Annotated in this window: 20 protein-coding genes; 4 read left to right on the forward strand and 16 right to left on the reverse strand. The window is 41.9% G+C overall.

Going from position 1 to position 25,551, the window contains the following annotated elements; translation table 11 throughout:
• Positions 1-96: 96 nt before the first annotated feature.
• Positions 97-879, forward strand: a complete 783-nt coding sequence (locus D0S24_RS06205) for a hypothetical protein (protein WP_117018986.1) — start codon at positions 97-99, stop codon at positions 877-879.
• A 95-nt stretch (positions 880-974) separates the two neighbouring features.
• Here the strand turns inward: D0S24_RS06205 and D0S24_RS06210 are convergent, their stop codons facing one another.
• The gene (locus tag D0S24_RS06210; protein ID WP_147321432.1) at positions 975-1,169 is read right to left on the reverse strand and encodes a hypothetical protein; all 195 of its coding nucleotides are present in this window, start codon (positions 1,167-1,169) and stop codon (positions 975-977) included.
• A gap of 643 nt (positions 1,170-1,812) precedes the next feature.
• Between D0S24_RS06210 and D0S24_RS06215 the strand changes: the two genes are divergently transcribed.
• Positions 1,813-2,151, forward strand: coding sequence for a hypothetical protein (locus tag D0S24_RS06215; RefSeq protein WP_117018988.1), 339 nt, complete (start codon positions 1,813-1,815; stop codon positions 2,149-2,151).
• Between the two features lie 1,143 nt (positions 2,152-3,294).
• Here D0S24_RS06215 and D0S24_RS06220 read toward each other — a convergent pair.
• The 8 genes from D0S24_RS06220 to D0S24_RS06255 form a co-directional block, all read right to left on the reverse strand.
• Positions 3,295-4,593, reverse strand: a complete 1,299-nt coding sequence (locus tag D0S24_RS06220; protein ID WP_117018989.1) for a vanadium-dependent haloperoxidase — start codon at positions 4,591-4,593, stop codon at positions 3,295-3,297.
• A 69-nt stretch (positions 4,594-4,662) separates the two neighbouring features.
• Entirely contained in the window at positions 4,663-6,435 is a 1,773-nt protein-coding gene (locus D0S24_RS06225) for a hypothetical protein (RefSeq protein ID WP_117018990.1), read from the reverse strand.
• A gap of 411 nt (positions 6,436-6,846) precedes the next feature.
• Positions 6,847-7,776, reverse strand: a complete 930-nt coding sequence (locus D0S24_RS06230) for a carbohydrate-binding family 9-like protein (RefSeq protein WP_117018991.1) — start codon at positions 7,774-7,776, stop codon at positions 6,847-6,849.
• 166 nt (positions 7,777-7,942) lie between these two features.
• Entirely contained in the window at positions 7,943-10,147 is a 2,205-nt protein-coding gene (locus D0S24_RS06235) for a hypothetical protein (protein ID WP_117018992.1), read from the reverse strand.
• 451 nt (positions 10,148-10,598) lie between these two features.
• On the reverse strand, positions 10,599-11,294 hold the full coding sequence (locus tag D0S24_RS06240) for a fibronectin type III domain-containing protein (protein ID WP_117018993.1): 696 nt from the start codon (positions 11,292-11,294) through the stop codon (positions 10,599-10,601).
• A 2-nt stretch (positions 11,295-11,296) separates the two neighbouring features.
• Positions 11,297-14,695 carry a BspA family leucine-rich repeat surface protein gene (locus D0S24_RS06245; protein ID WP_117018994.1) on the reverse strand — a complete coding sequence of 1,133 codons (3,399 nt, stop codon included), beginning with the start codon at positions 14,693-14,695 and terminating at the stop codon, positions 11,297-11,299.
• 335 nt (positions 14,696-15,030) lie between these two features.
• Positions 15,031-15,501 carry a RidA family protein gene (locus D0S24_RS06250; RefSeq protein WP_117018995.1) on the reverse strand — a complete coding sequence of 157 codons (471 nt, stop codon included), beginning with the start codon at positions 15,499-15,501 and terminating at the stop codon, positions 15,031-15,033.
• A gap of 65 nt (positions 15,502-15,566) precedes the next feature.
• Positions 15,567-16,580: a zinc-binding alcohol dehydrogenase family protein gene (locus D0S24_RS06255; protein WP_117018996.1), complete on the reverse strand. Its 1,014-nt coding sequence runs from the start codon at positions 16,578-16,580 to the stop codon at positions 15,567-15,569.
• A 651-nt stretch (positions 16,581-17,231) separates the two neighbouring features.
• On the opposite strand from D0S24_RS06255, the gene D0S24_RS06265 reads away from it, so the two are divergent.
• Complete coding sequence (locus D0S24_RS06265) at positions 17,232-17,447, forward strand: hypothetical protein (RefSeq protein WP_117018998.1); 216 nt, start codon at positions 17,232-17,234, stop codon at positions 17,445-17,447.
• Between the two features lie 20 nt (positions 17,448-17,467).
• Complete coding sequence (locus D0S24_RS06270) at positions 17,468-17,833, forward strand: arsenate reductase family protein (RefSeq protein ID WP_117018999.1); 366 nt, start codon at positions 17,468-17,470, stop codon at positions 17,831-17,833.
• 710 nt (positions 17,834-18,543) lie between these two features.
• On the opposite strand, the gene D0S24_RS06275 is transcribed toward D0S24_RS06270, so the two are convergent.
• The 7 genes from D0S24_RS06275 to D0S24_RS06305 form a co-directional block, all read right to left on the reverse strand.
• Positions 18,544-19,647 (reverse strand): acyltransferase family protein, encoded by a 1,104-nt coding sequence (locus D0S24_RS06275; RefSeq protein WP_117019000.1) that lies wholly within the window; start codon positions 19,645-19,647, stop codon positions 18,544-18,546.
• 169 nt (positions 19,648-19,816) lie between these two features.
• The gene (locus D0S24_RS06280; protein ID WP_117019001.1) at positions 19,817-20,845 is read right to left on the reverse strand and encodes an agmatine/peptidylarginine deiminase; all 1,029 of its coding nucleotides are present in this window, start codon (positions 20,843-20,845) and stop codon (positions 19,817-19,819) included.
• On the reverse strand, positions 20,846-21,727 hold the full coding sequence (locus D0S24_RS06285; RefSeq protein WP_117019002.1) for a carbon-nitrogen hydrolase: 882 nt from the start codon (positions 21,725-21,727) through the stop codon (positions 20,846-20,848).
• Between the two features lie 365 nt (positions 21,728-22,092).
• A complete protein-coding gene (locus D0S24_RS06290) occupies positions 22,093-23,193 on the reverse strand; it encodes an MBL fold metallo-hydrolase (protein ID WP_117019003.1) in 1,101 nt (366 codons plus the stop codon).
• 101 nt (positions 23,194-23,294) lie between these two features.
• Positions 23,295-23,867 carry a TetR/AcrR family transcriptional regulator gene (locus D0S24_RS06295; RefSeq protein WP_117019004.1) on the reverse strand — a complete coding sequence of 191 codons (573 nt, stop codon included), beginning with the start codon at positions 23,865-23,867 and terminating at the stop codon, positions 23,295-23,297.
• Positions 23,868-24,560: 693 nt separating this feature from the next.
• Positions 24,561-25,010 carry a KTSC domain-containing protein gene (locus D0S24_RS06300; RefSeq protein WP_117019005.1) on the reverse strand — a complete coding sequence of 150 codons (450 nt, stop codon included), beginning with the start codon at positions 25,008-25,010 and terminating at the stop codon, positions 24,561-24,563.
• Positions 25,011-25,126: 116 nt separating this feature from the next.
• Positions 25,127-25,321, reverse strand: coding sequence for a cold-shock protein (locus tag D0S24_RS06305; RefSeq protein WP_117019006.1), 195 nt, complete (start codon positions 25,319-25,321; stop codon positions 25,127-25,129).
• Between the last annotated feature and the right edge of the window lie 230 nt (positions 25,322-25,551).

A 25,551-nucleotide genomic window follows, 5' to 3' on the forward strand; every position in this document is an offset into this window, starting at 1 on the left:
TATATACTGTAAGTCGAAAATTATCGTTTTTTTTAACAAAATATTATATAAGCGCTTATTTTAGTCGCGTTAACTATGTTTTAAACCCCACGAACAATGAAAACATTTAAATCTTTAGTTTTAGGCTTCGGGTCTATTTTGATCGCTGCTTGTAGCAATGATGCCATGAACGACCTAAATGATGAAAGCCTGACTCCTGAACAAGTTAAATCCCAAATGCAGGTAAATTCCGTTTCGGACGGACTGGACGAATTGGTTACGGAATTGTTGATCAACGACAAAGCGGGAAAATCCAACAAGACCAACACCGACTGTGCCACGCTGGTGTTTAGCGAAGAAAGTATTTCGGTTGCCTACGATCAGTGTAACATTCAAGGGAATACCCTAAGCGGAACAATGGTATTGACGGGAAACAATGGTAGTACCGATGGCAGCAAGGGCAATTTTGCGGTTACTTTTACCGACTTCACCTACAACGACTATATCCTGAACGGCACCAAGACCCTGTCTTTCGACTTTTCCGATCCCAACAGTCCCACCTTTACTATAGTTACCGATGCCACTTTTGAGGATGCCCATGGGGACATTGTAAGCTGGAAGGGGAATAGGGTACTCAGCTGGCATTTGGATCAGATCAATGCAGAGGGGGCCGATGTTGACTGTACCGGGGATTGGGAAATTACTGTAGACGGCATTACCTACCAATTTACGGTAACAGAGCCCTTATCCGCTAACCTAGGCTGTGCCTATATTACCTCTGGGGTCATACAGTTGGAGGCCGATGGTAAGATGGCTTCCCTGGACTTTGGCAGAGGTAGTTGTGATCAAACGGGTACCGTTACCTATCCCAATGGAGAATCGGAAGAGATTAGTTGGTAGTGATAATAAATTATAAGGATCTTTTGAAACCCCGATGAAATTTCATCGGGGTTTCTTTTTGCCCTCGTTCTTCTTTCATTGTACTCAAGTGGTTTTTATTGTTTATTAGCGGTTCGATTTCTTTGCTTGTCCAATGAAACCGACGCAGGAGGTTCATGAATACCATCTTCTTTCATTTTACTCAAGCGGTTATTATTGTTTTTAATAGGTTTTCGTGAACCTTCGGTTTCTTTGCTGTCCAATGAAACCGACGCAGGAGGTTCATGAATACCATCACCATCTTTTTTCATTTTCTTTGCTTGTCCAAAGAAAACGAAACAAAAGAAAAGACCCTTCTTCACTAGGTGGTCCCTAAAATCTTAGGATTTTAGGGACCGATGCCATGGCCTAAATTATTTCCAAGGCTTCAATAATTCTTTACGGCCATGACATCTCCACTACGGAAGAAGATGGACGCAACAAGGGACTTTCAGGGCTACATCCAATCTTGAGACCACTGGATTAAAGACGAAATTGAAAATAGGCCCATTCCTTGGTCCCGTCAACCTTACATAATACTGATAAATCATTGAAGATTATAGAATTTCCGCGAACATTGTTCTCGAAATCCGTTAATACCGTCATAGGTAATTGGGATTAGTGTTAAATTAAAGATTGGGGGCAGGAGGGGAGGGGATGCTTAAAAACGCTTTTAATAAGAATTGCAGTCCATATTTGAAAGGGTTTCAGAGGAATTGGACCGTTTGTCGAAGAAATAACGTTGTAGGTCGAAGATACAGCAGTGTTAATTTTGCTTTAAACAAATGTTAATGAAGGGATTTGCTTGTGCGGAAGTGGGATTTATGTCGTACCTTTTAGGTACAAATCAATAAAATCAAATTATATAAGAGTGTACCAAAGAAAAATCCGTTAACCCTAAAAACTGCTTACACCATGGAAACAACCCAAAAAATTAGTAGAAATTTAATTAACAGGCCTTCCAACAGTGGGTGTATTCTAAAATTGGAGCGTACCAATAATGATTTGTGCCAATTGGAAAGAAAATTGACCTCTTATGTGTGTGAACCCAACACATATTCCTTGTTCATTAAATCTGAAGCTCTCCGACAAACTTTGAGCAACTTGAAAAATACGAATGCAGAATTGATCAAGGCCTTAAAGAGGGAAAAGGATTTAACGATAGAACTCTTTGAAAAAACAATGGCCCAAATCCGATCCTATTTGGAAATACAAAAGTCGGTCGAAGAATACAGCGACATGTTGCGGTATTAAAAGATTCCCGTAATTTTCCCAAGACTTTGGGGAAACCGGTAGAAAAAGCTCCAGATATTATTATCCGGAGCTTTTTTTGTGGGATATGCTTTTTACCGGGGATTATCCGAAATATGGCTTTATAGCACAGAAGGGGGAGTTTCTTAATGATCCTTACAAACAAATTAAGGTAGTCGATAAAGGGTGCAGAGGGCCATCCATAAATAATCTATTTTACATAATGTAAATTATAGTACAAATATAGCTACTGTGTAAAACGGCGTATGCTTGCATTTGATATAATATCAGATATGATACCTTTAGGTTCATATCGTCAGATATTATGTAAAAACAAATTACGGGTAAATTGCAGCCGCATCAACCCGCCGCCAAAAGCAATCAGCCACCGGCTAATTTCTTTTGTCACGTATGTCAAAGCTGTTTTACAGGAAAGCTACATAAAATGCCAGCCGCATTGTCTCGCCAGCAAATATCAATATCCTCAACTAGGCCAGCGCTCCATCTTGCCGCTACACAAAATCATCCCCTGGATAATTTTATTTGTCACGGGTTATTTAAAATAGCCGCTGCCAGACGCTCGATTGCTTTTCAACACAAATGCGTAGCATTCATGAGCACAATTAAAAAACATTAAAAATTAGCGAATAATTTGCCATCGCTTGCCAACGCCATTAAAAAGCTAGCCTTTTAGATTCATTCAAAATTTGATTATTCAAGGAAATGTGTGGAATATTTTTTTCTACGACATTCTCGTCAGCTTATCGCAACAGCTAACGGCAGTATTTTGGAAGGTCTAGTAGACCTTTTAAAATATGAGCGAGATGGTGCATTGGCAAAGTGAGATAATTTTTTAGCCCTTGCTACTTCTTGTCTTGTTTGAAGCTAACACTATGGCCAGCTAATGCATTGCATAGTTCTCACTAATGTCCACAGTTGCTCCAAAGTCATCGTACAGCCCAATCTCTGGTTCTGCGATTTTTTGATGAAACGACCAATTAGCCCCATCCCTTTTAAAAATGTAAGTTACTCCAGCATCATTATCACCAGTTAGACGGTTTCCCAATCGTTGCGAAATGGTCAAAAACAAAAAGGCCAGCGATAACTGCCGACCTTTTTTAATAGCTACTTTATGAAATTAGCTGCTTACCCCTTATTGTTCGCAACTTCTTCGGCGTTTAAAGGCTGTAGGTAATTTTCTATAAGCCATTGTCCAATTTTATCGCCCATTTTCTGCCCGGCTTCGCAAGCAAAGCGAAAATGGATCCCTGCCTGTACCCTGGAATCGGCATTTTCATCCGCGGCCTGTTTTACGCTGGAAAAGCTTCTGGTACTATTGGTCGGTACCGTCGTAGGCGAAGCCATGGTAAAGGAAGTGTTGTCCCCAACAATATTGGCTATAACAGTAGCAGCTGCATTGCCCAATGCACTATGGGTAGAAGGATAATCCTGCACCGGGGGCGTTGGCATTTCAGCGTCCCATTCCAGATCTCCAATGGTATTTGGATTGCCGTCCTGATCCGCAAAACGTATAGCCGTGTAGGGTCTCCATAAGTTGTAATGGAACTTGGAATCCCATCCCGCAATATAGGCATCTGCCATGGCCATATCTACCAAAGCGAAGAGTCTGGCGGTATCCCATAGATCCATTTTTTTGTCCATGGCAATGGTTTGCGCTACCCGGTTCCATCCTGCTTCTGAAAATTCATACCAGAATTGCGCATAGAAGGTCTGTTCGGCCGTGCGTACGGTACTCCCCTTCTTCCCTAGGCTTTTTACTTCATTGAAGTCTGCTGTATATGCCTCACTTTCCAGCGTCGGCGGCGTCACGGAACGGAACTGATCATTCTTTTGCAGGCCGAATGCCTTCATATCCGCCCAAAACGGTGCGAATACAAAATCGAAAGGGGGTACTACCTGGTAAACACCCGGAGTATTGCTTCCGGCAATAGGAGTGATCGGGTTTCCGGAAGATCCATCGTTGGCGCGGATAGCGAGAATAGACTGCCCCGCCAATTGGCCCAATACCAATCCTTTTTCCTTTGCTTTCCCTTCCGGAATACCGGAAAGCGTAAGGGTTAACGCAGTGTCCAGAAAAACCTTTTGATCGGGGATTTCATGAACCAAAACTTCATAAGCTGCTGCGGCCGCAGCTGCTGTTGGATCTGCACCGGCATCTTTTCCGGTAAAAGCGTAGGTGGCATATTTGGGATAAATAGCGTTTAAAGCATCATGCATGGCAAGATGCACCATCGCATTGATCCGTGAAGCCATCACTGAATTCTGGTACAGTTCCCCTCCGAAGGCCCGATAGGCAACATCGTTCCATTCCAGAATCACCTTGTTGGAAAGGGTTCCTACTTCAGGCACTGTGTCCTGACCATTACTACAACCTGTTGCATGCAGACAGGTTAAAACCACCATTGTAAACATCATTTTTTTCATTATACATTTTATTTTTAAGTACAATGATATAGACGTAAGTATGTGCCTTACAATGTGAGGGAAGCTAATTTAAGAGGTAGCCCAGAGCATCTCCCGGTCGGGCTTATAGGAACAGAAGGTCCCGGTTTTGATAGCATTGGAAAGATGTGCGCCCATAAAGGGATGGTAGAGTTCTATTTTGGCAATGGCGTTGCGGATACGCCAGGTGACCGCAGAGCGTGCTTTTTCCACCACATTGCCGGTTTCCCTGATCCTGCCTTTTAATCCTAAGGACTGGGATAAATGTTCTATCATCATGTCGTATTCTTCATGCAGCGTTTTCAGGTTGCCATAATCGCTCTGCATTTCGGCTTCTTCAATAGCGCTCTGCAGCTCCAGAATCTTTTTTTGATATTCCCTACGGGACTTTTCATCGATCATTTTTTCTCCCTTTTCTTCCAGCAAACTCCCCATCAATTCGGCACAGTGAAAAACCTGTCCGGGCTGCATCAGCAATTTTTGAAGATCATAAAACCCTTTTACTTCCGGGGTCTGTATAAGGGAACCATCAAAGGAAAATTTCCAAACCCCACCCTCTTTCACAAAACAGTTTGCCGTAAGCCCTTTTTCTTTTGCAGGCATTTTTTTAATCGGAGCGTGTTGAAAACTTCCTTTGCTAATATATTTTAGAAAATCCTCCAAATGCGATACTTGGCGATGGGGATTGAGTTTAAAGATCCAATCGATAGCCTCCTGAGGGTCAAAATCCTTTCCTTTGGCGATAAGTGTGCGGTACGTATCCAAATAGGAATTCCAATAAGTCTGCATTAGTTCGTATTGGCCCAGGTGATAATAGATCGCGGCACAATACGCATCCGTATCCGCAATTTTTTCAGTCCCATTTGGCTTATGCTTTATGAATGCTACCGCTTTTTCGTATTCCCCCAACTCAAAATAGATAAACCCTCCAATACGTAGTTGGTAGTTTGCATTAAACGGATTTAACTCCAAACTTCGTTCAAATAACTTGAGGGCCTCTTTGCCCAATCCCAGATAGACAATGTATAGCGCAATGGGTAGCAAAGTATCCGGGTCATTGGAGTTAAGGAGTAAGGATTTCCGAAAGTAGTATTCGGCGGTATCGTAAGAACCATCATATAAAAAAATCCTTCCCAGCACCATGGTAATGATATGATTCTGATCATCTAGCTCAATCGCCCGCTGCGCCCATTCAAAAGCCCCCGATTTATTAACTTCCCAACGGTGCCATAGCTGACAGGTCCATTCGTTAAAATAGGAGAGCGACATCCCGGTGCAGGCCAAAGCATAATCCGGTTGTATTGCCAAAGCCTTTTCAAAATGCTCCCTAGCCAACACGTCGGCCTCCAAAGACCCCTTCTTTAGCTCCTCCATCCCGTAAAGCCAATGTTCATAAGCAGTAAAGTCCACTTTGGGACTTTGCCTTAATTCGGATAAAAGGTCATAGTCGATTTGTTGCTGAAGTACGGCGACAACACTCTTTAGCAGGTCGTCATGAATTTCGTTAAGCTCTTTAAGTTTCCCTTCAAACCGGTATCCCCAGACCAAATGCCGTGTTTCCACATTATACAGTTGGACATTGAGATGAACAATATCGTTGTTGCATCGAAAATCCCCCTGTACAAAATAGCCGTCCTTTAAGATTTTTAGAATTTGCTCGATAGAAATATCATTCGAAAACTTAAAAACCCGAAACTGACGAAAGCGGGAAAGTCCGGTAATAAGGTCCGCACTAAAAGAGCGACAGAAAATACCCAATTCCTTTTGAAAGGATAGGTCCTCGAAAGGCAGGACTGCCAAGTTTATAGTGCTGGATGGCTTCATACGGAGATAAAGAAATCAGACAAAAATAAGGACTATCCCATAAAGTGTGTAAATAGCTGCCCCTTTTTTTAAATAATTTAAAATTCTTGTCTAAAAATCATTCCATATACATTTATATTAGCTTCAACAAAGTAAGGAATCCAAGAACCTTAAATGAAGTTTAGCCCTCGCCTAATCTCCTTCTTCGATTTATTCTTAGCCAGTTATTTTAAAACAAGGAATTCATGCAGCTCACGAAAAAGTTCGGTGCCACTCCCCTCCTATCCTTCGGCAAGCTCAGGGACCATTGTCGGCTCCTACAATAAGCCCGCCCGAAATGGATACGCTCGGGCACATGGTTTAGCCAGTGGCTTAAGCATTAATCAAGAGAGTTGGCACACTGGCGAAATAGCACGATAAGATGTAGTAGTTTTATTTTTTTTCTGTTTCCTTTTTTATAAGGGAAACATCCTTCTGTGAAAAGTGGATATACGTAAAGCATTCGGGAACATGGGAATCCCAAACACCATGGGGACTCCATGCCCATCCCCCACTATCTTTGGACGGAGTAGCCTCTTTGTACTGATTGAACCGTGAGAAATCCATGCGCCAGATATCCTCATCCTTGGGCGGTAAGCTCCTGTTGTCCCCCAAAGCCAATGCCGACATGCCAGACCACGGAATGGCCAATTCTACGGTCCATCCCCGGTCCCTATCTCTATCGTCATTTATAGTTCCATCTACATATACAGCACTTCTCAATCCCGGGAAGTCCCAATTCCAATACCCTATCCGGCCTCCTCGCGGATGAGGTTGATAGCCAACTCCCGAAAAGGGTTTCCTCCCTGGCTGGTCCTTACCAAATTCAGGGATGGCATCATAGACTCCGTTTTTATAGGAATCCGAATCTTCCCAAATAAAGAAAACCTCATAGATGGTTCCAAAAGAATTGATCTCAAATTCGTAATACCCATCCTTTCCTGCAATGAAAAGCTCTACATCATTATCCTTATAAATCAAGGCATCGCGTTCTGTGAGGGTAGCCTGAACATTGGGTTCTTCTATCCAATAGGCAACATATAAATATTCATTGTCCCACAGTACCGCAGCCCTTGTATCATGGATGGTCTTATCCCCAGAAATCAAATCCCTGAACCTGGGTGACGTTGGGGCCGTCTGCCAGACCAAATCATCTAACCGACCATCAATTTGTGGTGGGCTACTCACCATGTAGGCATTGTAGTGGGGTATATCCTCCTCTGTACAGGGTGGGTATTGGACTGCATCCCCAGAAGTCACCTGGGCGGATAACTGAATACTATAAAAAATACATAATGCCGATAGAAGAATGAGTTTGTTCATGATATTTTTTTAACTTATAAAGAACATAGTAATATTACGATTTATATTCAACATTAGGACTTGTTATCGGCAGTAACAGTTGCCAGTTGGCAGGTTAAAAGTTCCCTCTCAATTCCCAATACTAAATACTCAATTCTAATATACAACATCTTACAGTATAATTCCCTTACTCCCCCTGCGGTGCACTAATGGCATCCACATACCGGCCTGCCCAATAGGGCAAGAGATAGATATAGGGGGCATATTCCCGTTTGCCATCGCTACCGCCATTGTTCCTATAGGCCCCATTATGCAAATGCAGTGTCCGCTCATCGCCGGGCAACACTTCGGTATAGGTCTGGCTTCGGAAATTGGGGGCTATTTTGGTCAGGTCCTTTCTGTGGTCATTGTCAATTTTCCAATCGATAAGATCCATAGGAAATTCCCGCAACCACCAGGCAGATTCCTCACTATCTATATTTTTTCCGCCGGAAAGTGCAAAGAGATAGTTCCACAAGGGATTTTTTTCCGAACGTTCCACTTCCCAATGGCTTTTGGCCGCATTAAAATGGGCTTCCCTTTGTTCCTCCGAAAAGGAATAATTAACAAATCCGGGAATGGTTAGGAAATACATTTCATCATCGGAATGGTTCCATTTATTGCTCAGGTCCTCCCCTTCCACAAACCCGATGACCGAGGCCGGGCGGTTGGCATTTTCATCATAGCCATATTTTTTAATCAGCTTTTCGGCCCCCTTCTTATATTTTTTGTCCTTGGTAAAATGATAGGCCGTTTGCAGGAAAGATAGAATAAGGGTGGAATTTAATCTGCGATCCCCCACGTTGATAGGGAAACTATTCACATATTCCGGATTCCATTTTCCCCATGCGGTAGGCTTTCCGTTCCAGTCCATCAGGTACCAATCGTTATCCATAATATGGTCCATCTCTATTTTTATTTGATGAATGGCCCTATCCCTCCATTCCTTGTCGGGTGCCAATTCGGCAAAAAGCGCATACACGAAAAAATGGCCACAGGATTCATCGCTGCTGGTGGTGGACTTCCAGCGCCACAGTTCATCCTCCGACAACTGCCAGATCCGTCCGTTTTCTTTTTCCCATTGCAATCTCCACTCTTCGGAAAATCCGTTGGCGTGCAGCCCCACCTCATAACCATCCCTTTCAAAAGACCTTGCCGGAAAGCCTTTTAAATTGGGAAGTGCCGTTAACCGCTCCATGGCATCAAAGGCTTCGTAGGCGTTTTGCTTGGCATCGTCCGACTTGGTTACGGCATATCTGAACAACTCCCCTGCCAGGTACATGGAAGTCCATAGTCCATCATTATCCGTATCGTGAAAATAGCCCGTGGAAAGATCGCCAGGGGTTCTCATGGCCAGATCGGAGGTAAAACCGTAGCGAATATGCCGCAACCGCTGAATTTCCTGAAAATATTCCGCCTTTTGCGCCAGGGTCATAGGTACGAAGTTGATTTTGCCCATCCCTTTTTGGGTCAGGATCAGCACACTACCGTCCGGTCCCTCGGCCAGGTCCACCACCTGATCGTCTATCAACCATCGTTTTGAGGCGTAATAATCGTATTTGCCATCCTCTCTTAGCTTAAAAGCCCCTTTGGTGGACCCGAACCATAGGCTGGCCCGGATATTCCTTACGCAAGTAATTGCTGTCCAAGGCAGTTTTTGGTCCAATTGTTTTAAGGCAAATGTTTTGCGGTCCAAATACTGTATGCCATTGTTGGTACCCAAAACAATATGGTCTTTATATAAAGCGAATGCCGTTAGATCGTTGCCGTTGAACACTTTTTTTGCCGACTTTGCACCGGCATCCACTTGGTAGAGGCCATCGGCCGTTAGGATTAAAAACTGCCCGGAATTGGGATCGTATTGCACGGATAAAGGATTTAGGCCATTGATGGAGGACCTCCACACTTCCTGGTTGTCCTTAAAAATAACAACATCGTTATCTCCTGCTACCAAGCTCAAAAAGCCGGGGCCGAAGCCCACCGCTTTTGGTGCCTCCAACTTGTGTTCAAAGTACAATTGGCCCGCCCAGGCATTGCTTAATACCGCCTTGTCCGTTAAATAAACAAATTGGTCCTGGTACTCGGTCAATGTTATAATGTCCATATCCAGCATGGGTCGATACTGCACATCCTGCCTAAGGTTTTTTTCATGTGGCAGCATCAGGCCTTGGTTGGTAAGTACTTTAATGGCCTTGTTCCTATCGCTGCCCACTTGAAGCAAAGCTACGTTCCCTGCTTCCTCCTGCAAGGTAAATTTCTCGGCACTATCCTGAAGAAACGGCTTATCGGCGACCGTTTGTGCCATAGTTACGAACCCCATTAGTAAACAAAAACCTAAGGATAATTTTTTCATGCTGTATCGATTATATAATCGATAAAAATAAAAGGATGTGGGCGAAACAATATCACTATTCTTGATGAATACCTATGGAATTTCAACCTATGGCATTTTTATCATATAAACTACCCTGACGCAGAGCGTAGGAGGGATAAGAGACAAGACCGCTGATTTATAGAGTGATAGTTAAAGGTGTCAGTTATAAATTAAAGGTTTCCATGGCGTCATTTCGAATGTATATGAGAAACCGAAGATTCAGCGAAGCTAAACCGAAGGTTCACGAATACCCCTAAAATAATATAGCATGAGCTAAATCGCACATCTAGCTCCCAAACAGTATATGCGACTTCTCGTCGTCCCGAAAAGGGACTCTGTCGAAGTGACAACCATTGCCGAATCCATATCTTTAATATTCTTAATAAAGGACTGGACACAAGAACCGAGATACAAGAACAAAAATCTCCCTCTATTCGGTTGACATCGCACTAAATTCGGATATGGAAGAATTCCCGAAAGCGTCCTTGCTAACGACTTGAACGGTATAAAGCATATTTGGAGAAGTCGCTATGGGGTCCAGCGTTTCAACGCTTAAATCATTAAATTCCGCAAGGGTCTCTCCTTCCTCCTTCACCACTACATCATAGGTTAAAACATCACCATCCTCATCTTTTCCTACCCACGACACATTTAGATCGGTATTCGTATCAAATACCAAGTTTATGTCGGCGGCATAGGGCACAAAATTGCCTATCGGAGTTCCTGGAGTAACAAAAGACATGGTATCACTATTGGTTTGTCCGTCACTGTTTTTCGCGATCACATTCCAAGTAAATGCCTTCCCCCTATTCAATGAAACTTTGGCGTTCAAGGCATTGACAACATTCCTGGATACCTCGTTTCCACCTTCGTACACCACCAATTCATAATTCTGGGCATATTCCGCTTCCTGCCAGCTAAAGGAAATATTAACTTGGGCGTCGTTCCCCGAAACGGCTTCATAGTCGGAACAGGGCTCGCCATTTACAGGTAAAATTCCAATGGCTTTTGCAGGTGGGTTTACTTCATCTATTATTGGCTCTTTAGCACTATCACTGCCACCACTACAGGAAAATAACAGGGAAGATAAAACTATAATCACGCTGGTTATAATTGATTTTGTCATTTTTATTTTTTAATGATTTTTATTGATTCCTCTGTATTATCAGTTCTCATTTTAAGTATATACACCCCTGATTCCCAAGCAGAGATATCTAAAATATTTGCCTTCTGTTGGTAATCAATTACTTTAATCAACTTGCCTTCCAAGCTGAAAATCATCATATTAAACGGTTTATCATCACTTAAAAGATGAATGTTGTCCGAGGAGATCGTGGGAAAGACCTGTATGGCGTCTCCAATATAGAAACTGTCAACAATGTGGCCTTGACAATCGCTCTCACCATAAATGGAAACATCTGTTTTACCGGATAGACCTTCTATAAATATGGATTGTTCGCCGGGATCGTCAAAAATGAAACTCGAAATCTGCCCGTTTACCAATACTTCATATTTTTCACTGCCCGAAACATTATAGGTAACCGTTCTTCCTTTCTGGTCCAGCGCATCCCTTTTTCCACTTATTGGATTAAGCCCATTAATGGCAACCCCGTATGTCTGTTGAAAAAGTATTTCGGGAATAGCAATGGTAACAGTATAAGCGCCAACAGGCAACTGATCCATTATAAAAGTTTCATAGGATGGAACGTTTTTGTATTGATTGGAAATTCCTTCGCCCGATATGGAGATATCCAGCAAATATTCCGTATCGTCCATTGATATTTCAATACTCCCATCATTACCGCCCGTACAACTTGGCGTTAAGGCATACACCTTAATGCCGCCTGTAGGTACCATATCACAACCATTAGTATTGACCGCTATTCCTGGCCGGGTATTTAAACAAAAATCATACTGGTCCAAAACCCCATCCAAGTCATTGTCTTCGTTACAGAGCGGAACCTTACCGCCATCCGTAATGATCCAACCATAATTATCAATAAGACTTTGCCTTGCTAATTCTCCATCGCAAAACTGGCTGTTATTCATAAATAACAAAACATTGCTTTGTAACGCCTGTAAATTGCTCCATCCTATAAGGGTTTTGTCATAGTTTTCCAAGGATAGTCCTCCTCCAGAGAAAAGGTAATCCATTGTTGTAACCATACTCACATCCCATTTTCCTAAGTTCTGGTCAAAAGAGGCTGCCCCATTGAACATTCCACCGATAGAAGTCACATTGCCTATATTCCAATCGGAAATATCTTGATTAAAAGAGGTAGCTTTTCCAAACATACCATTCATATCGGTAACATTTGATACATCCCATTGGTACAAGGGCTTGTTGAACGAAGTGGCCTCGACGAACATTATGGCCATTTGCGTTACGTTGGAAACATTCCAACTATTTAATGGTTGATTAAAACTGGTTGCCCTTTCAAACATTCCAGTCATATCTGTAACAGCACTTACATCCCAACTCGAAATATCTTGATTAAACGCCTCTGCCCCTGCAAACATTACATTCATTGAAGTCACGCTTGAAACATCCCAATTTCCAATACCCTGGTTAAAGGAAGCTGCACCTGAAAACATAGCGCCCATATTTTGCACATTACCGACGTTCCATGAAGATATATCCTGGTTAAAGGAACTAGCCCCACCAAACAGGGTATGCATGGATGTTAGATGATCAACTTTCCATTTCCCTAATGGCTGATTGAAGGATTTGGCTCCGAGAAACATACCGTCTATGAATTGCACCTTACCAATATTCCAATTAGAGATATCACTGTTAAAACTAATTGCATTGGAAAACATGTGGGATAAATTGGTTGCATTGGATACGTCCCAACCGCTTATATCCTGATTGAACAGGCTTGCCCCATCGAACATACTGCCGAAACTCAAAATAGTGCCGACCTTCCAAGCGGAGAAGGAGTCATTACCAACCAAGGCTTCACAAAATCGGAACATTCCATTTGCAGAACCAACCTTTTCCAAATTTGGAATATCGGTAGCCAATACATCCAGATTAGAACAGTGTAGGAAAGCATTGTCCATGGAAGTCCATTCCCCTGAACCCCACTGGTCTATTGAAACAATTTTGTCCGAATCTTGGGTCGTCCCATAAAAATCATTAAAGTAAATTCTGGGAAATTTCCCGTATACGGATACCGTATAGGTTCCGGGTGTGGCATATTGGTGGGTTATATTTCCCGTAATCCCTGTATCAGTATTGCCATCCCCCCAATCTACAGAGTAATCGTAGATTTCTCCTGGAACTGTAGGGATCCGTATTCTATCATCACTGGTAGCACCAGGGTTGTCCGTCTTCCATGTGGTTACAAAATGGCATTCGGTATTGGCCCCAGCATCGGAAATGGTCCAGCCATGGCTGTCAATAATTGATTGTCTGGCCTCTGTTGCTTTACAATATTGGCTGTTTTCCGCATCAAAATTCAGTCCATTATTTAAAGATTGCTTGGACCAGCCAATTAGGGTATCGTCATAATTTTTTGTAGATAGAGCTGTTCCGTTAAACATTCCCGAAAGATTGTTCACCACCTCGATATGCCAATTGCCAAGGTTCTGGTTGAAGCTTCCAGAACCATAAAACATACTGGACATATCTGTCACTAAAGATACATCCCAATTGCCAATATCCTGATTGAATGCCGATGCATTTGCAAACATAGCATTCATCGTATTTACCATACCCACATTCCAAGAGCCGATATCCTGATTGAACAATAATGTCCCATAGAACATATTTATCATCTGCGTCACTTGTGATACATTCCAACCCCCAATATCCTGATTGAATGCCAAAGCATTTTGAAACATACCGCTCATGTCTTTTACATCGGCAACATTCCAACTTCCAATATTACTATTAAATAGCTGAGCATCTGAGAACATGTATGACATACCATTAACGTTGCCCACATTCCAAGAACTAATATCCTGATTGAAGATAAAGCAATCAGCAAACAAGTCATTCATTTGCTCAATGGAAGATACCTCCCATGAGGCAAATGAGGAACTTCCCTTCAAGGAATAACACCCATTGAACATAGAATTCATATTAGTGGAGTGGCTGAGAAGTGGAACATCTAGGGCTGTTACATCCATCTCGGTACAGTTCAAAAAACCAAATTCCATTGAACTCCATTCTATTGATCCCCATTGGTCAATGGTTATTAATTTTTTATTATCCATGGGGGTATCGTCTTGCCAACTAGATCCAAAAAAGTAAATCCTGGGAAAAATTCCTGATATTTTTACCTTATAGGTTCCCGGTTGAGCGTATGTATGGGTAATATTTCCAGTAACATTCATATCCGAAGTTCCATCCCCCCAATCCACTGTATAGTCATAGGTTTCCCCAGAATAGGTAGGAATGGTAATCTGGTTATCTTCTGAAATTCCTGGATTATTGGTTTTCCAGGTAGTGATGAATTCCGATTGTGCCGATACTGCAAAATGGAAAAAGCCCAAAAGAGCTAAAAAGTAGATTTTTTTCATGCAAGGGTTTTACGCTACCAACTTACATTTTGTTATTGGTATTACAAAGACCTTTCGTTAATTTGTCCAATTTTTCCTGTTAAATGTTATTCAGAGAATAATAATTATCAACGTTTTAAGGCATAAAAATTACATTTCAGGAAAGAATCTATAAAAATACACAGTATCCCATCACGCCCTCAAAGCCAAAATTTGGATTAAAGGCAAGCGACTATAAACAAAATTTTGGACAGTCTTTTAGGTATTGGGAAAAAGTTTGAGTGTTTTTTTCACTCCTAAACAAAAAAACAACCTATTGAATAAGAAAGAATAATTTCAATTTAAATTTTGCCGGATCACTCTATTTCGGCAATTAAATAGACTATTACCGGGACGTTCAATGGCGATTGATATATGCCGATGGCAGACCGGGTATGGATCCCCTTGTCCCCAAACACCTGGTTCATTACATCCGAAGCCCCGTCCAAAACATCCGAATGGTCCTTAAACCCCTCGGCGGCCTGTATATGGCAGTCCAAGCGGATAATTTTTTTTACCCTTTCCAGATCGTTTACGGCATCCTTTAGTTGGGCTATGGCATTAATGGCACAGATACGGGCACAGTCATACCCTTCCTTTATGCTCAGATCGCTCCCTACCCTACCGGTAAATGCCAAATCGCCAAACGTTCCGTCTTTCCAGGGCAACTGACCGGAAGTATAAAGGGTATTGTTGGAAATGGCCCATGAAACATAATTCCCTACCCCCCTGGGTGCCACTGCTGGCAACACAATTCCCAAACGCTCCAATGTTTCTTCAATAGTCATAATAAAACTCTTTTGATGGATTAAGTACAAAAATAACCTTTAATTAAAATAACCGCCCTGGTCCGTTAAAACAGAATAACCGTTTTCCCAATGGTTTTCCCCGATTCCTGCATTTCATGTGCGGCCTTTAGGTTTTCTACCGTAAACCCATAAAGCGTAGTAGTCAAGGTGGTCTTTAGAACCCCCTCGTCCAATAATTGGGCCATATGGTTCAAAATTTCGTGCTGTCGCCCTATGTCCTCGGTATGGTACATGGAACGGGTAAACATAAATTCCAATGAAAAAGTAACACTCTTGTTCTTTAACAAATTTAAATGTAACGGGGTACTGCTACCGGTAATGGAAACAATATGGCCTTGGGGTTTTATGATATCGACCGCCAATTCCCAATACCCTTCCAGGTCCACAAAATCCAATATATAATTTACCTGGGGATGGCCAATGTTCTCCAGTTCCTCTTTTAGATTATGGTGGTTCAGCACATAGTCCGCTCCCAGATCCTTGCACCAGCTTATGGAATCTTCCCTAGATGCTGTAGCGATGACCGTAAGGTTGCCAAATTTTTTGGCCAATTGTATGGCTATGGAACCGACCCCTCCGGCACCTGCAATGATCAAAACCGATTTGCCCCTGTCCTTTTCAGGATGGATCCTTATACGGTCGAATAGTGCTTCGTAGGCGGTTAAGCTTGTCAATGGCATGGCCGCTGCTTCGGGTACACTTAAATTTTTAGGTCTGTGCCCCACAATACGTTCATCGACGAGCTGATATTCCGCATTGCTCCCACTTCGGGTAAGGTCCCCCGCATAATACACCTCGTCCCCCACCTTGAACCTTGTGGCCTTTTCCCCTATGGCCTCTACAATTCCAACCGCATCCCATCCAATAATTTTTGGGGTGTCCAACACCTTCCCCTTTGCTGCATTTTGCCTAATTTTAAAGTCCACTGGGTTTACGGATATTGCCCAGACCTTAACCAACAGATCATATTCCGCTGGCGTTGGTTTTTCAGTCTCAAAAGCTATAAAACTATTCTTTTCCGTTATGGGCAACGATTGTTTAAATCCTATTGCTTTCATTGTTTTTTATTTAGTTAAAGGTTTAGTAGATGACAATATTCCATTTCGCAAGATTTTCCTCAATTTCTGACCCCGACCCTAAAGCCCGCCTGAACGAAGTAGTCGGGCAGGGGAGAAATTAAGGAAAATCAGGCTCCCTTTAGGGTTTGGGGTAAAACGGATTTTCCGCTAAACCTTGTTAAGACGATTTTTGTCATGTACTTAGAATTAATATTAAAACCCCGCCTTAACGTAGTCGGGCAGGCCTGCCTTTGCCAACAGGCAGGCTTGTTCCCTATACTTATTGGGATTAATTTTTAAATACTTAGGTGTCCACAGTGGGTAGTGGCCGTTTACAGTTGGCATAAAAATGATTTCATTGTTTACTGCTTATCGCTTACTGCCTACTTTGCAGACCGGTGCCTAATTGAAGCTCTTTTAGCTATTGCTTATAGTGTATTGCCCATTGCCCATTGTTCATTGTTCATTGTTCATTGTTCATTGTTCATTGTTCATTGTTCATTGCAAGTATAAAGATACCTGATTCAAAAATATAATAGGGTTGTCACAAATATTTTTTCCCTTGATCAATTAATATTTACCTGACCATCATCAGGGTTTTTAACTAAAAACTTCTTTATATTTATAGTATCAATCAATACATTTTTCGCAATGAACGATTTAAGAAAAGTATTAGGTGATATTTCTCAGCTCACTTCCGAAATTGAAACCCATTATCCCGAGCTATACCGTTTTTTGGACGAAAATCCTTTGACCCTTCCGGCAAATAATCTTCCCCATGTAAACAAGGAAGATTTAAAGGATTATTTGGAGAGTTTAAAGCAATTGATCAAACATCATTTAGAGACCCATAAAAAAAATGGTTAATACCACCTTAAAGTAAAACTATGGGAGAAATAGCCAGCTCGGAAAGACAGATAACCCTATATTACAGTTCCAAGTCCACAAGGGCCAAGCAAACCTTGGCATATGCCAAAGCTGAAGGATTGCCGATACTTGAAATCGACATCCTAAAAGTTCCTTTGACCGGTACCCAGATTACGGAATTGGCGGGTAAATTGAATATGGAAGTCAAAGATCTCGTAAATCAGGAACATCCTGCCTACAAAGCCCATTTTGACCCTCACGAGTTTTCTACCGACGATTGGATAAAAATGATTAGGCATACGCCCGAAATTATGAAGCAACCTATTGCCGTTCGTGGTGGAAAGACCATTTTAGTGGAAACCCCTACGGATATTATAAAAATTTAATATAAATGAACTAAGGGATCATGACTAATTGTTGTGTATATTAAAAAATCGGAAATAATTTGAATAGCCGTGTTTCTTGATTTTTATTTACCTAGAAGAATCTACGAATACCAATGATCAAATTATTCTTTCATTTTTCTCAATTGGTTTTTATTGTTTTTTATCGGTTTTCGTGAATCTTCGATTTCGTCTTAAATCAAGTGGTTTCCACATTGGCTATGGAAGCCCTGTCTATCCGCCAGGCAGGCGTCCAAAGAGCATCTCACCCAAGTGAAAGCGGTCTGGACGCTGCGGCGGCTGTTCGGCTCTTTTAATTGTAAGTGTTGCTAAGTTGGCCTTGGCTACTGCCGGCTCCTCCAAGCCAAGGTACACTGTACCTTGGTTGTTCGGCCCTGGTCGTTTTTTATTCATCAGTTTGTCTATTGTTTTTATTGGTATTCATGAATGCTCTGCATTTGGGCGATGCAAAAAATGAACAGAGCACGAATTTGGGATATAAGATTCTATCTTACTCCAATTCACACACAACTTTTGAGATTGATCCGAACTAAGCCAACACAGAGCGTACGAGGTATTGAAAGCAAGACCACTGCCATACAAGGCTAAATAATCCATTGCCGTCTATCTAATTACCTATAATGCTGCCCCCGGGGCTTCGGGCAATTCTATTGATCAAATATGTACATTCAGCTAAATGCCTATGGGTGCGATCAAACTTTTATATAAATCTTTCTTTTATCCAGCCAAAGTCCTACAAGCCAACAAATAAACATAAAAACAAAGGCAAAGGCAAACGATCCATAATAGGGTCCCAACCAGCTGAAGCCATTCACATAGATGTAATTGTACAGGCTTTGATTTCCATCTACCCTTACAAACAGTAAGCTAATGGCCAAATATTCAGACAAGAGATATATGAAGAGGGGGTTCTTTCCAAAGATCTCGAAGAAGTTAAAGTTTATGGGCTTTTTAACAAATTCGATGGCATAAATAAGCAAGGACAATACAATGATGTCCAGGCCAATGGTAAGGATTACGAACGAACTTGTCCATAACTTCTTGTTGAAAGGGAAACTAAAATTCCAAAAATACGCAACGGCCAACAGCCCTACCGCTATCATTAACATTTTGGCCAACTTTTCATAAGTAATGCCTCCTTGAATAACAAACTGCCCTACCAGATACCCTGCCAATACATTACAGATGGCCGGCAAGGTACTCAATAAGCCCTCGGGATCGAACGGAAGTCCATCCCCACCATAAAGGTGGCCATCGCCTAGAAGCAACCTATCAAGGGTTCTCACTAGGTTGCCCTCCAAGGTATAATCGCCAAAGGTGCCAAGCAGTCCCCAATAGCCAAGGAGGATGATGGCAGAAGCGATAATTAGCTGACGGTTGCTAAGAAAATAGATCATGGTTGCCCCTATAAAATAACAAATAGCGATTCGCTGTAACACTCCCATTATCCGGGTTTGGCTAAAAGGAATCCCGGCCAGTTCCCCGGAGTCCGTCCATGAAACAAAAGGGAACCAGTACATGATATAGCCCAATAAAAAGATGATCAAAGTCCTTTTGATAATTTTCTGAAAAACCTCCGAAAGCGGTTTATCGGCCCATCTGGTCTTAACAAATGCAAAAGCATTTCCTACCGCAAAAAGAAAAGAGGGAAAAACCAGGTCGGTCGGCGTAAACCCATGCCATTTGGCGTGCAATAGAGGCGCGAAGGTAAGATCCCAATCCCCCGCAGAATTAACAATAATCATTAAGCAAATGGTTAATCCGCGGAATACATCGAGGGCTTTGAATCGTTTCATGACACACTATATTTTATGTGGCCCCTAAGGTAGTCAGTCCTATTATTTTACCAAATTAATTGTTCGTTTCTTACAGGGGAAATAAACTAACCCAATTTAAGACTATTATACGTTGCAAAAAGAGCTATCAGGTCGATAAAAATGGACAACCATCTAATGTAGTTCCTATTTAAAGCGGTATCTGTTGGCTTAAACAATGCAGGGTGCCAAAGCCCCATATAAGATCAATGGCACCAATACCTATTACTTCCCTATCAGGAAAGCAACTGGCCAGGATGTTCAACGCCATTCTATCTAACGGATCATTAAAGGTGGGCACTAAAACACAGTGGTTAAGAATCAGAAAATTGGCATAACTGGCAGGTAGGGTCAAACCCTCAAATACAATATCCTTGGGCATGGGCAGGGTGATGATTTTTGGGGATCTACCATCTTCCAAGCTGGCATTCCCAAGTATCTCCAAATTATCCTGGAGAGCCCTATAATTTTTATGTTCGGGGTCTTTCTCCACTACGGTCACAATGGTTTCTGCATCCACAAACCTGCACAAATCGTCTATATGGCCGTGGGTGTCGTCCCCTATTATGCCATCCCCCACCCAGATGGTATTGGTGATCCCCAGATATTCCTTAAAAATAGCTTCGTAATCCTTCTTGGTAAAGCCGGCATTCCTCACCTGTACCGTTGGGTGCAAGAGACACTCCTCCGATGTAATCATGGTTCCCTTGCCGTTCACTTCAAGTGCCCCGCCTTCCAGAACCACGGGCTTGCCCTGGTATACCACCTGTGTCAAAGGCAATTTCAGGACCTCCGCTACGGCCTTAGGAACCTTTCTGTCCAGTTTATGATTGGAATATTTGGCCCAACCATTAAAATTAAAGTTTAGGGCTTCACTGTCCTTGCCATTTTTAACAATAATGGGTCCTGAATCCCGCATCCAACTACGGTTGGTCTTCTGAATGATAAAAGTGATTTTTTTAAGGTTCACGGTGGCCGTTTCCAACATTTCCGCAACCTTTTCCCTATGTTGGGAACTGTCCACTAGCAAAAAAACCTCTTCATGGGAAGCCACCTTTTTAATGAACTCCACAAAAGCCCATTGTATGGCGCCATACTTACCTGGCCAATCGTTACCGTTATGGGGAAAACAGAGTAGAATGCCCTGTTGTTTTTCCCATTCTGCAGGAAACCTTCCCATTTAGTCCAAGGCCCTTTTGGTGATGTCGGCAAAGGCATCTATACGCCGATCCCTGAAAAACGGCCAATTCTGACGTACATTTTCCTGTAGGTCCAGATCCACTTCGGCTATTAGGATCTCTTCCTTATCGTGGGAAGCCTGGGCCAGGATCTCACCTTGGGGCCCCGCGATAAAGGATCTTCCCCAAAACTCGATACCTGCCGTATTGGGGAGATATTGCTCCAAACCGATTCTATTGGCAGCCGCCACAAATATTCCGTTGGCTACGGCGTGACCTTTCATTACGTTCATCCAGGCATTGTATTGTTTTTCCCCGTATTGCTCCTTCTCCTGTGGATGCCAGCCAATGGCCGTTGGGTAAAATAAAACTTCGGCCCCTTTAAGTGCCGTAAGTCTGGCCGCTTCAGGGTACCATTGGTCCCAACATATAAGGGTCCCTATATTCCCTTTTTTAGTAGGATTGTTCTTAAAGCCCAGATCCCCTGGTGTAAAATAGAACTTTTCATAGAAGTGCGGATCGTCCGGAATGTGCATTTTTCGATATAGGCCGGCTTCGGTACCATCCGTATCAATAATATAGGCACTATTGTGATAAATACCTGCCATCCGCTTTTCAAAAAAAGGTACAATAATTACTACCCCCAGCTCCTTGGCCAAAGCACTAAACGCCTTAAAAGAGGTGCCGTACAATGGCTCTGCCAAGGCAAAATTGTCAGTATCCTCACTTTGACAAAAATAGTGGCTACTATATAGCTCAGGGAGACAAATAACCTCTGCCCCTTCATCAGCGGCCCTTCCAACCCAGAACATGCATTTTTTAAGGTTGTTTTCGGCAACATCGTTGAGGTTCAATTGTACTACTGCAATCTTATATTTCTTCATCTTGTTATTATAAAAGATGTTGCAAAAGTAATATATATTATCATTATTGTCCGGTTAAAGACAAAAGACCTCTTCGTTGCAAGACTTAAGACTAAAGATCCTATTACAACCAGCTGATTTAAAGCCTCCCTTTTTATTAGGATATATCGAATCAAAAAGCAGGATACAAAAGACGTCAATGACTTTAAATTATTTTTATTAATGGACTTATGATGATTTGTAAAAAATTTATCGGACAACAATAATATATAATAGAATATATAGACCCATTAAGCCGGGGCCTAAATAATTTCCACGGAATAGGGCATGCGGTCCTATCTTTCGCTTATAACGATTTAAAAATGATCCCATAAGGTATGTCCAAATTATTGCCACCATTGGGAGGTTGAAACTTCTATACCATTAATGGGGATAGGCTCCCCTATTCTTGGGGTCAATACCTCCAAATTGTGCTCTCTTGCCTTGTTGGTAACACGCTCTATAGGTTCTGTCCAAGGATGCATTGCCAACTTAAAAGCGCCCCAGTGGATGGGTATTATCTGTTTGGCCCTTACGTCCAATCCGGCCTGGGCCGTCTGTTCGGGAAACATATGTATATCGGGCCACATCTCATTGTACTGCCCGCATTCTATCATCGCCATATCGAAAGGTCCGTACTTGTCCCCTATTTCCTTAAAATGTGGTCCGTAACCACTGTCCCCACTAAAGAAAATATTATCGGTTTCCGATTGTATTATCCAAGAACTCCACAAGGTGCCGGCCCTATCCGTCAATCCCCTTCCTGAAAAATGTTGTGCGGGAGTACATCTGAATACCAAGCCTTCATGGACCACTTCCTGCCACCAATCCAGTTCAACAATACGTTCCTTTGCCACGCCCCATTTTTGCAAGTGTACCCCAACGCCCAAGGGGGTAAAGAACATATTCACCTTGCCCTTTAACTTCTGAATGGAGCTGTAATCCAAATGATCATAATGGTCATGTGAAATTAATACGGCATCTATTCTGGGAAGTTTTTCCACGTCTATCGGAAGATTTTTGCTAAAACGATTGGAGCCCAACATGGGATGTGGTGCGGGTACCTTACCGAACATGGGGTCGATCAAAATTGTTTTATTGTTCGTTTGCAATATAAAGGCGGAATGGCCGAACCAGATAAGACGGGTACTTCCCGTGTAATTGGCAATATCCATGGAATCCAATTTCTCCACGGGAATATCCCTAGCGGGTTTGGTATTGGGCGGGGCGCCGAAGTAACCTGCCAGACTTTTTCCAAAATCGCGCAGCCCCATATCCAGTTTTACCTGTTCCCTATTGATGAACTTCCCATCTTTATAGTTGGGCGATTTAATATAGACCATTTTCTGCTCCACAGAGGGAGTACCTCCAAATTCGGGGCTTAGATACACAAATAGAACGATTATTAGGATCACCAATAAAAGTCCGCTTCCAATTACTATGCTCATTTGCTTTATTATTTTTTTCAATGGATAAATAGTTTTTACTGCGATGGCGGCATTTAATGCATTTATTATCGAATAAATATTCTGTTTTAATTCAAAAAAAACTAACTTTTAATGGCATCCCAAACCATTAGGAACATAAAGTCGATATTTTCCTGGTTCAACTCCATTTTTCCTTCCATAATCAATTTTACGGTTTCCCCCATTAAGGCTCCTATGATACCCATAAGTATATTATTGTCCACATTCTTGAGCAAGCCTTCCCTTTTCCCCAATTCTATAAGGTCCATGGCCATTTTGCTTTTGGTCTCCTTTACGGTAAGCGGTACTTTTTCATAATAGGGCGATTTTTTCAACTGCTCTAAAAAACTCATTTCCCTTTTGTTGTTGATACTGAAGTTGATCCAAAAAAGCCATAGTTTCTTTAGTTTGAGCTTATAGGGCAGATCTTCCGTGATTTCCTGTTCGCTTCTCTGGGTTTCCCTTTCTATGAGCCCTATGGCAATGGAAACTATTAAATCTTCCTTATTCCTGTAATATACATAGAGCGTAGAAACGGAAAGACCCACCCGATTGGCGAGGTCCGCCATTTTTATCCCGGCAAAACCCCTTTCGAAAACAATATCCAAAGTGTTTTCTACAATCGCCCATTGTTTTGTTTCATCCTTTACCCTCACGGTGCAAATATAGCATATTAAATCGAATAAATATTCGTTTTAATGAATTATGTTGGATGCTAGATTCTAGACACTAGAATTGAGATGTTAGAGCTTTCAACTTTATAACTTTCAACATTCCAACTTTGAACCTTGAACTTTGCAGCCTCCATCCCTTCCGTCTTCTCCTCCTTGGGTCGGAGAATCCACCTTCCCTTAACCAAGGGAAGGAGCTTTAACTCGCGTCGTTATAATTTACTTATTGAATTTTGGTCCCCACCTTTACCCCCATCCTTGGGAGGTAAATTAAATAATTTATACCTAGGAATTATTCCCCCTCCTTGGAAGTGCCTGTGCCCCTTTTGGGCGGGAGGGTTAGGGGGAGGAGTGACGGGGGTTTAGATGTTAGATGCGAGATATTGGAATTGAAATACTAGATTCTAGACACTAGAATTGAGATGTTAGATTTAGATTTTTTCAACTTTTAAACTTTCAACTTTTAAACTTTGAACATTGAATCTTGCAACTTCCATCCCTTCCGTCTTCTCCTCCTTGGGTCGGAGAATCCACCTTCCCTTGCCAAGGGAAGGAGCTTTTGTTACGTTCAAACCGTTAATTGTGAACCTGCCTACTGAAGATCAATAAATCTCAATACTCTATACTATGTACTCAATACTTTGAACCTTGAACTTTCAAACCTTGAACTTTTAACCCCTAAACTTCCTGAAGCTGTTTTTTGGATTGCCTATAGGTGTATTTGGGATAGATCATGCGCTTCGCAAAACGGTTTACCGTATTGGAATTGACCATCTTTATATACACTTGCTTGGTAACGCCAAAATACTCATAGGTAGATCCGTCCATAAAGGTTATTTCCAAAAGCAGGCCTTTATGATGGTAGTCGGCTATTCCGGAATTGGTAATGGTTTCCGTATAGGCCTCCAAGTTTGCCGCTATGGTTTCAGGGGCAATGCTCACCAAAAAATGATAGCCGTCAATAATCCTTCTGCTGTTTACCTCGGCCTCTTCCCGCTTACTATCGCCTTCCTGAAATTTATCGGGGTGCCATTCCTTTACCAAATCGCGGTAACTTTTCTTAAGTACCTTTAGATCTATTTCCCTTTCAATCCCAAATAATTTCCTGTATTCGTTTATGCGCTTCATAAGAGTATTTTTACAAGCTGCGAAACTACGTCTAATTTCCCATATCACGATGGGTATAGCGCATAAAAAAGCCCATCATTGCTGATGGGCTTTATCATTAAACATGGAAGTATATATTATATAACTTGTACGTTTACTGCGTTTAATCCTTTGTTACCTTCTTTTAGGTCAAAAGATACTTCATCGCCTTCGCGAATTTCATCGATCAAACCTGAAATGTGTACAAAATGATCCTTTTCAACACCTTCTTCAGTGATAAAACCAAAACCTTTTGTTTCGTTGAAAAATTTTACTGTTCCTTTACTACTCATCGTAATGTAATTAAATTTATTATAATATTATCCGGCAAAGATGGCGCTAATAATTTAAATAACAGCCATTTACTTCATTTATATTTAAAAAACTATGTTTTTTAAGCCCTTTTTCTGCAATTTTCATTGCATGGGTACCCTATCCAATACCCCGTAATACTTACTTCCCAAGGACTTTTTTTGAAATTAATTCCCTTTCCTTTTAATGCCTACACAATACTACCTCGCAT

It is taken from the genome of Arenibacter sp. P308M17 (assembly GCF_003426735.1).
Lineage (GTDB): Bacteria > Bacteroidota > Bacteroidia > Flavobacteriales > Flavobacteriaceae > Arenibacter.

Excerpts from the sequence above, each read along its gene's own strand:
- D0S24_RS06205 (WP_117018986.1), top strand. The coding sequence starts at position 97 with ATGAAAACATTTAAATCTTTAGTTTTAGGCTTCGGGTCTATTTTGATC.
- D0S24_RS06210 (WP_147321432.1), bottom strand. The coding sequence starts at position 1,169 with ATGAAAAAAGATGGTGATGGTATTCATGAACCTCCTGCGTCGGTTTCA.
- D0S24_RS06215 (WP_117018988.1), top strand. The coding sequence starts at position 1,813 with ATGGAAACAACCCAAAAAATTAGTAGAAATTTAATTAACAGGCCTTCC.
- D0S24_RS06220 (WP_117018989.1), bottom strand. The coding sequence starts at position 4,593 with ATGAAAAAAATGATGTTTACAATGGTGGTTTTAACCTGTCTGCATGCA.
- D0S24_RS06225 (WP_117018990.1), bottom strand. The coding sequence starts at position 6,435 with ATGAAGCCATCCAGCACTATAAACTTGGCAGTCCTGCCTTTCGAGGAC.
- D0S24_RS06230 (WP_117018991.1), bottom strand. The coding sequence starts at position 7,776 with ATGAACAAACTCATTCTTCTATCGGCATTATGTATTTTTTATAGTATT.
- D0S24_RS06235 (WP_117018992.1), bottom strand. The coding sequence starts at position 10,147 with ATGAAAAAATTATCCTTAGGTTTTTGTTTACTAATGGGGTTCGTAACT.
- D0S24_RS06240 (WP_117018993.1), bottom strand. The coding sequence starts at position 11,294 with ATGACAAAATCAATTATAACCAGCGTGATTATAGTTTTATCTTCCCTG.
- D0S24_RS06245 (WP_117018994.1), bottom strand. The coding sequence starts at position 14,695 with ATGAAAAAAATCTACTTTTTAGCTCTTTTGGGCTTTTTCCATTTTGCA.
- D0S24_RS06250 (WP_117018995.1), bottom strand. The coding sequence starts at position 15,501 with ATGACTATTGAAGAAACATTGGAGCGTTTGGGAATTGTGTTGCCAGCA.
- D0S24_RS06255 (WP_117018996.1), bottom strand. The coding sequence starts at position 16,580 with ATGAAAGCAATAGGATTTAAACAATCGTTGCCCATAACGGAAAAGAAT.
- D0S24_RS06265 (WP_117018998.1), top strand. The coding sequence starts at position 17,232 with ATGAACGATTTAAGAAAAGTATTAGGTGATATTTCTCAGCTCACTTCC.
- D0S24_RS06270 (WP_117018999.1), top strand. The coding sequence starts at position 17,468 with ATGGGAGAAATAGCCAGCTCGGAAAGACAGATAACCCTATATTACAGT.
- D0S24_RS06275 (WP_117019000.1), bottom strand. The coding sequence starts at position 19,647 with ATGAAACGATTCAAAGCCCTCGATGTATTCCGCGGATTAACCATTTGC.
- D0S24_RS06280 (WP_117019001.1), bottom strand. The coding sequence starts at position 20,845 with ATGGGAAGGTTTCCTGCAGAATGGGAAAAACAACAGGGCATTCTACTC.
- D0S24_RS06285 (WP_117019002.1), bottom strand. The coding sequence starts at position 21,727 with ATGAAGAAATATAAGATTGCAGTAGTACAATTGAACCTCAACGATGTT.
- D0S24_RS06290 (WP_117019003.1), bottom strand. The coding sequence starts at position 23,193 with ATGAGCATAGTAATTGGAAGCGGACTTTTATTGGTGATCCTAATAATC.
- D0S24_RS06300 (WP_117019005.1), bottom strand. The coding sequence starts at position 25,010 with ATGAAGCGCATAAACGAATACAGGAAATTATTTGGGATTGAAAGGGAA.
- D0S24_RS06305 (WP_117019006.1), bottom strand. The coding sequence starts at position 25,321 with ATGAGTAGTAAAGGAACAGTAAAATTTTTCAACGAAACAAAAGGTTTT.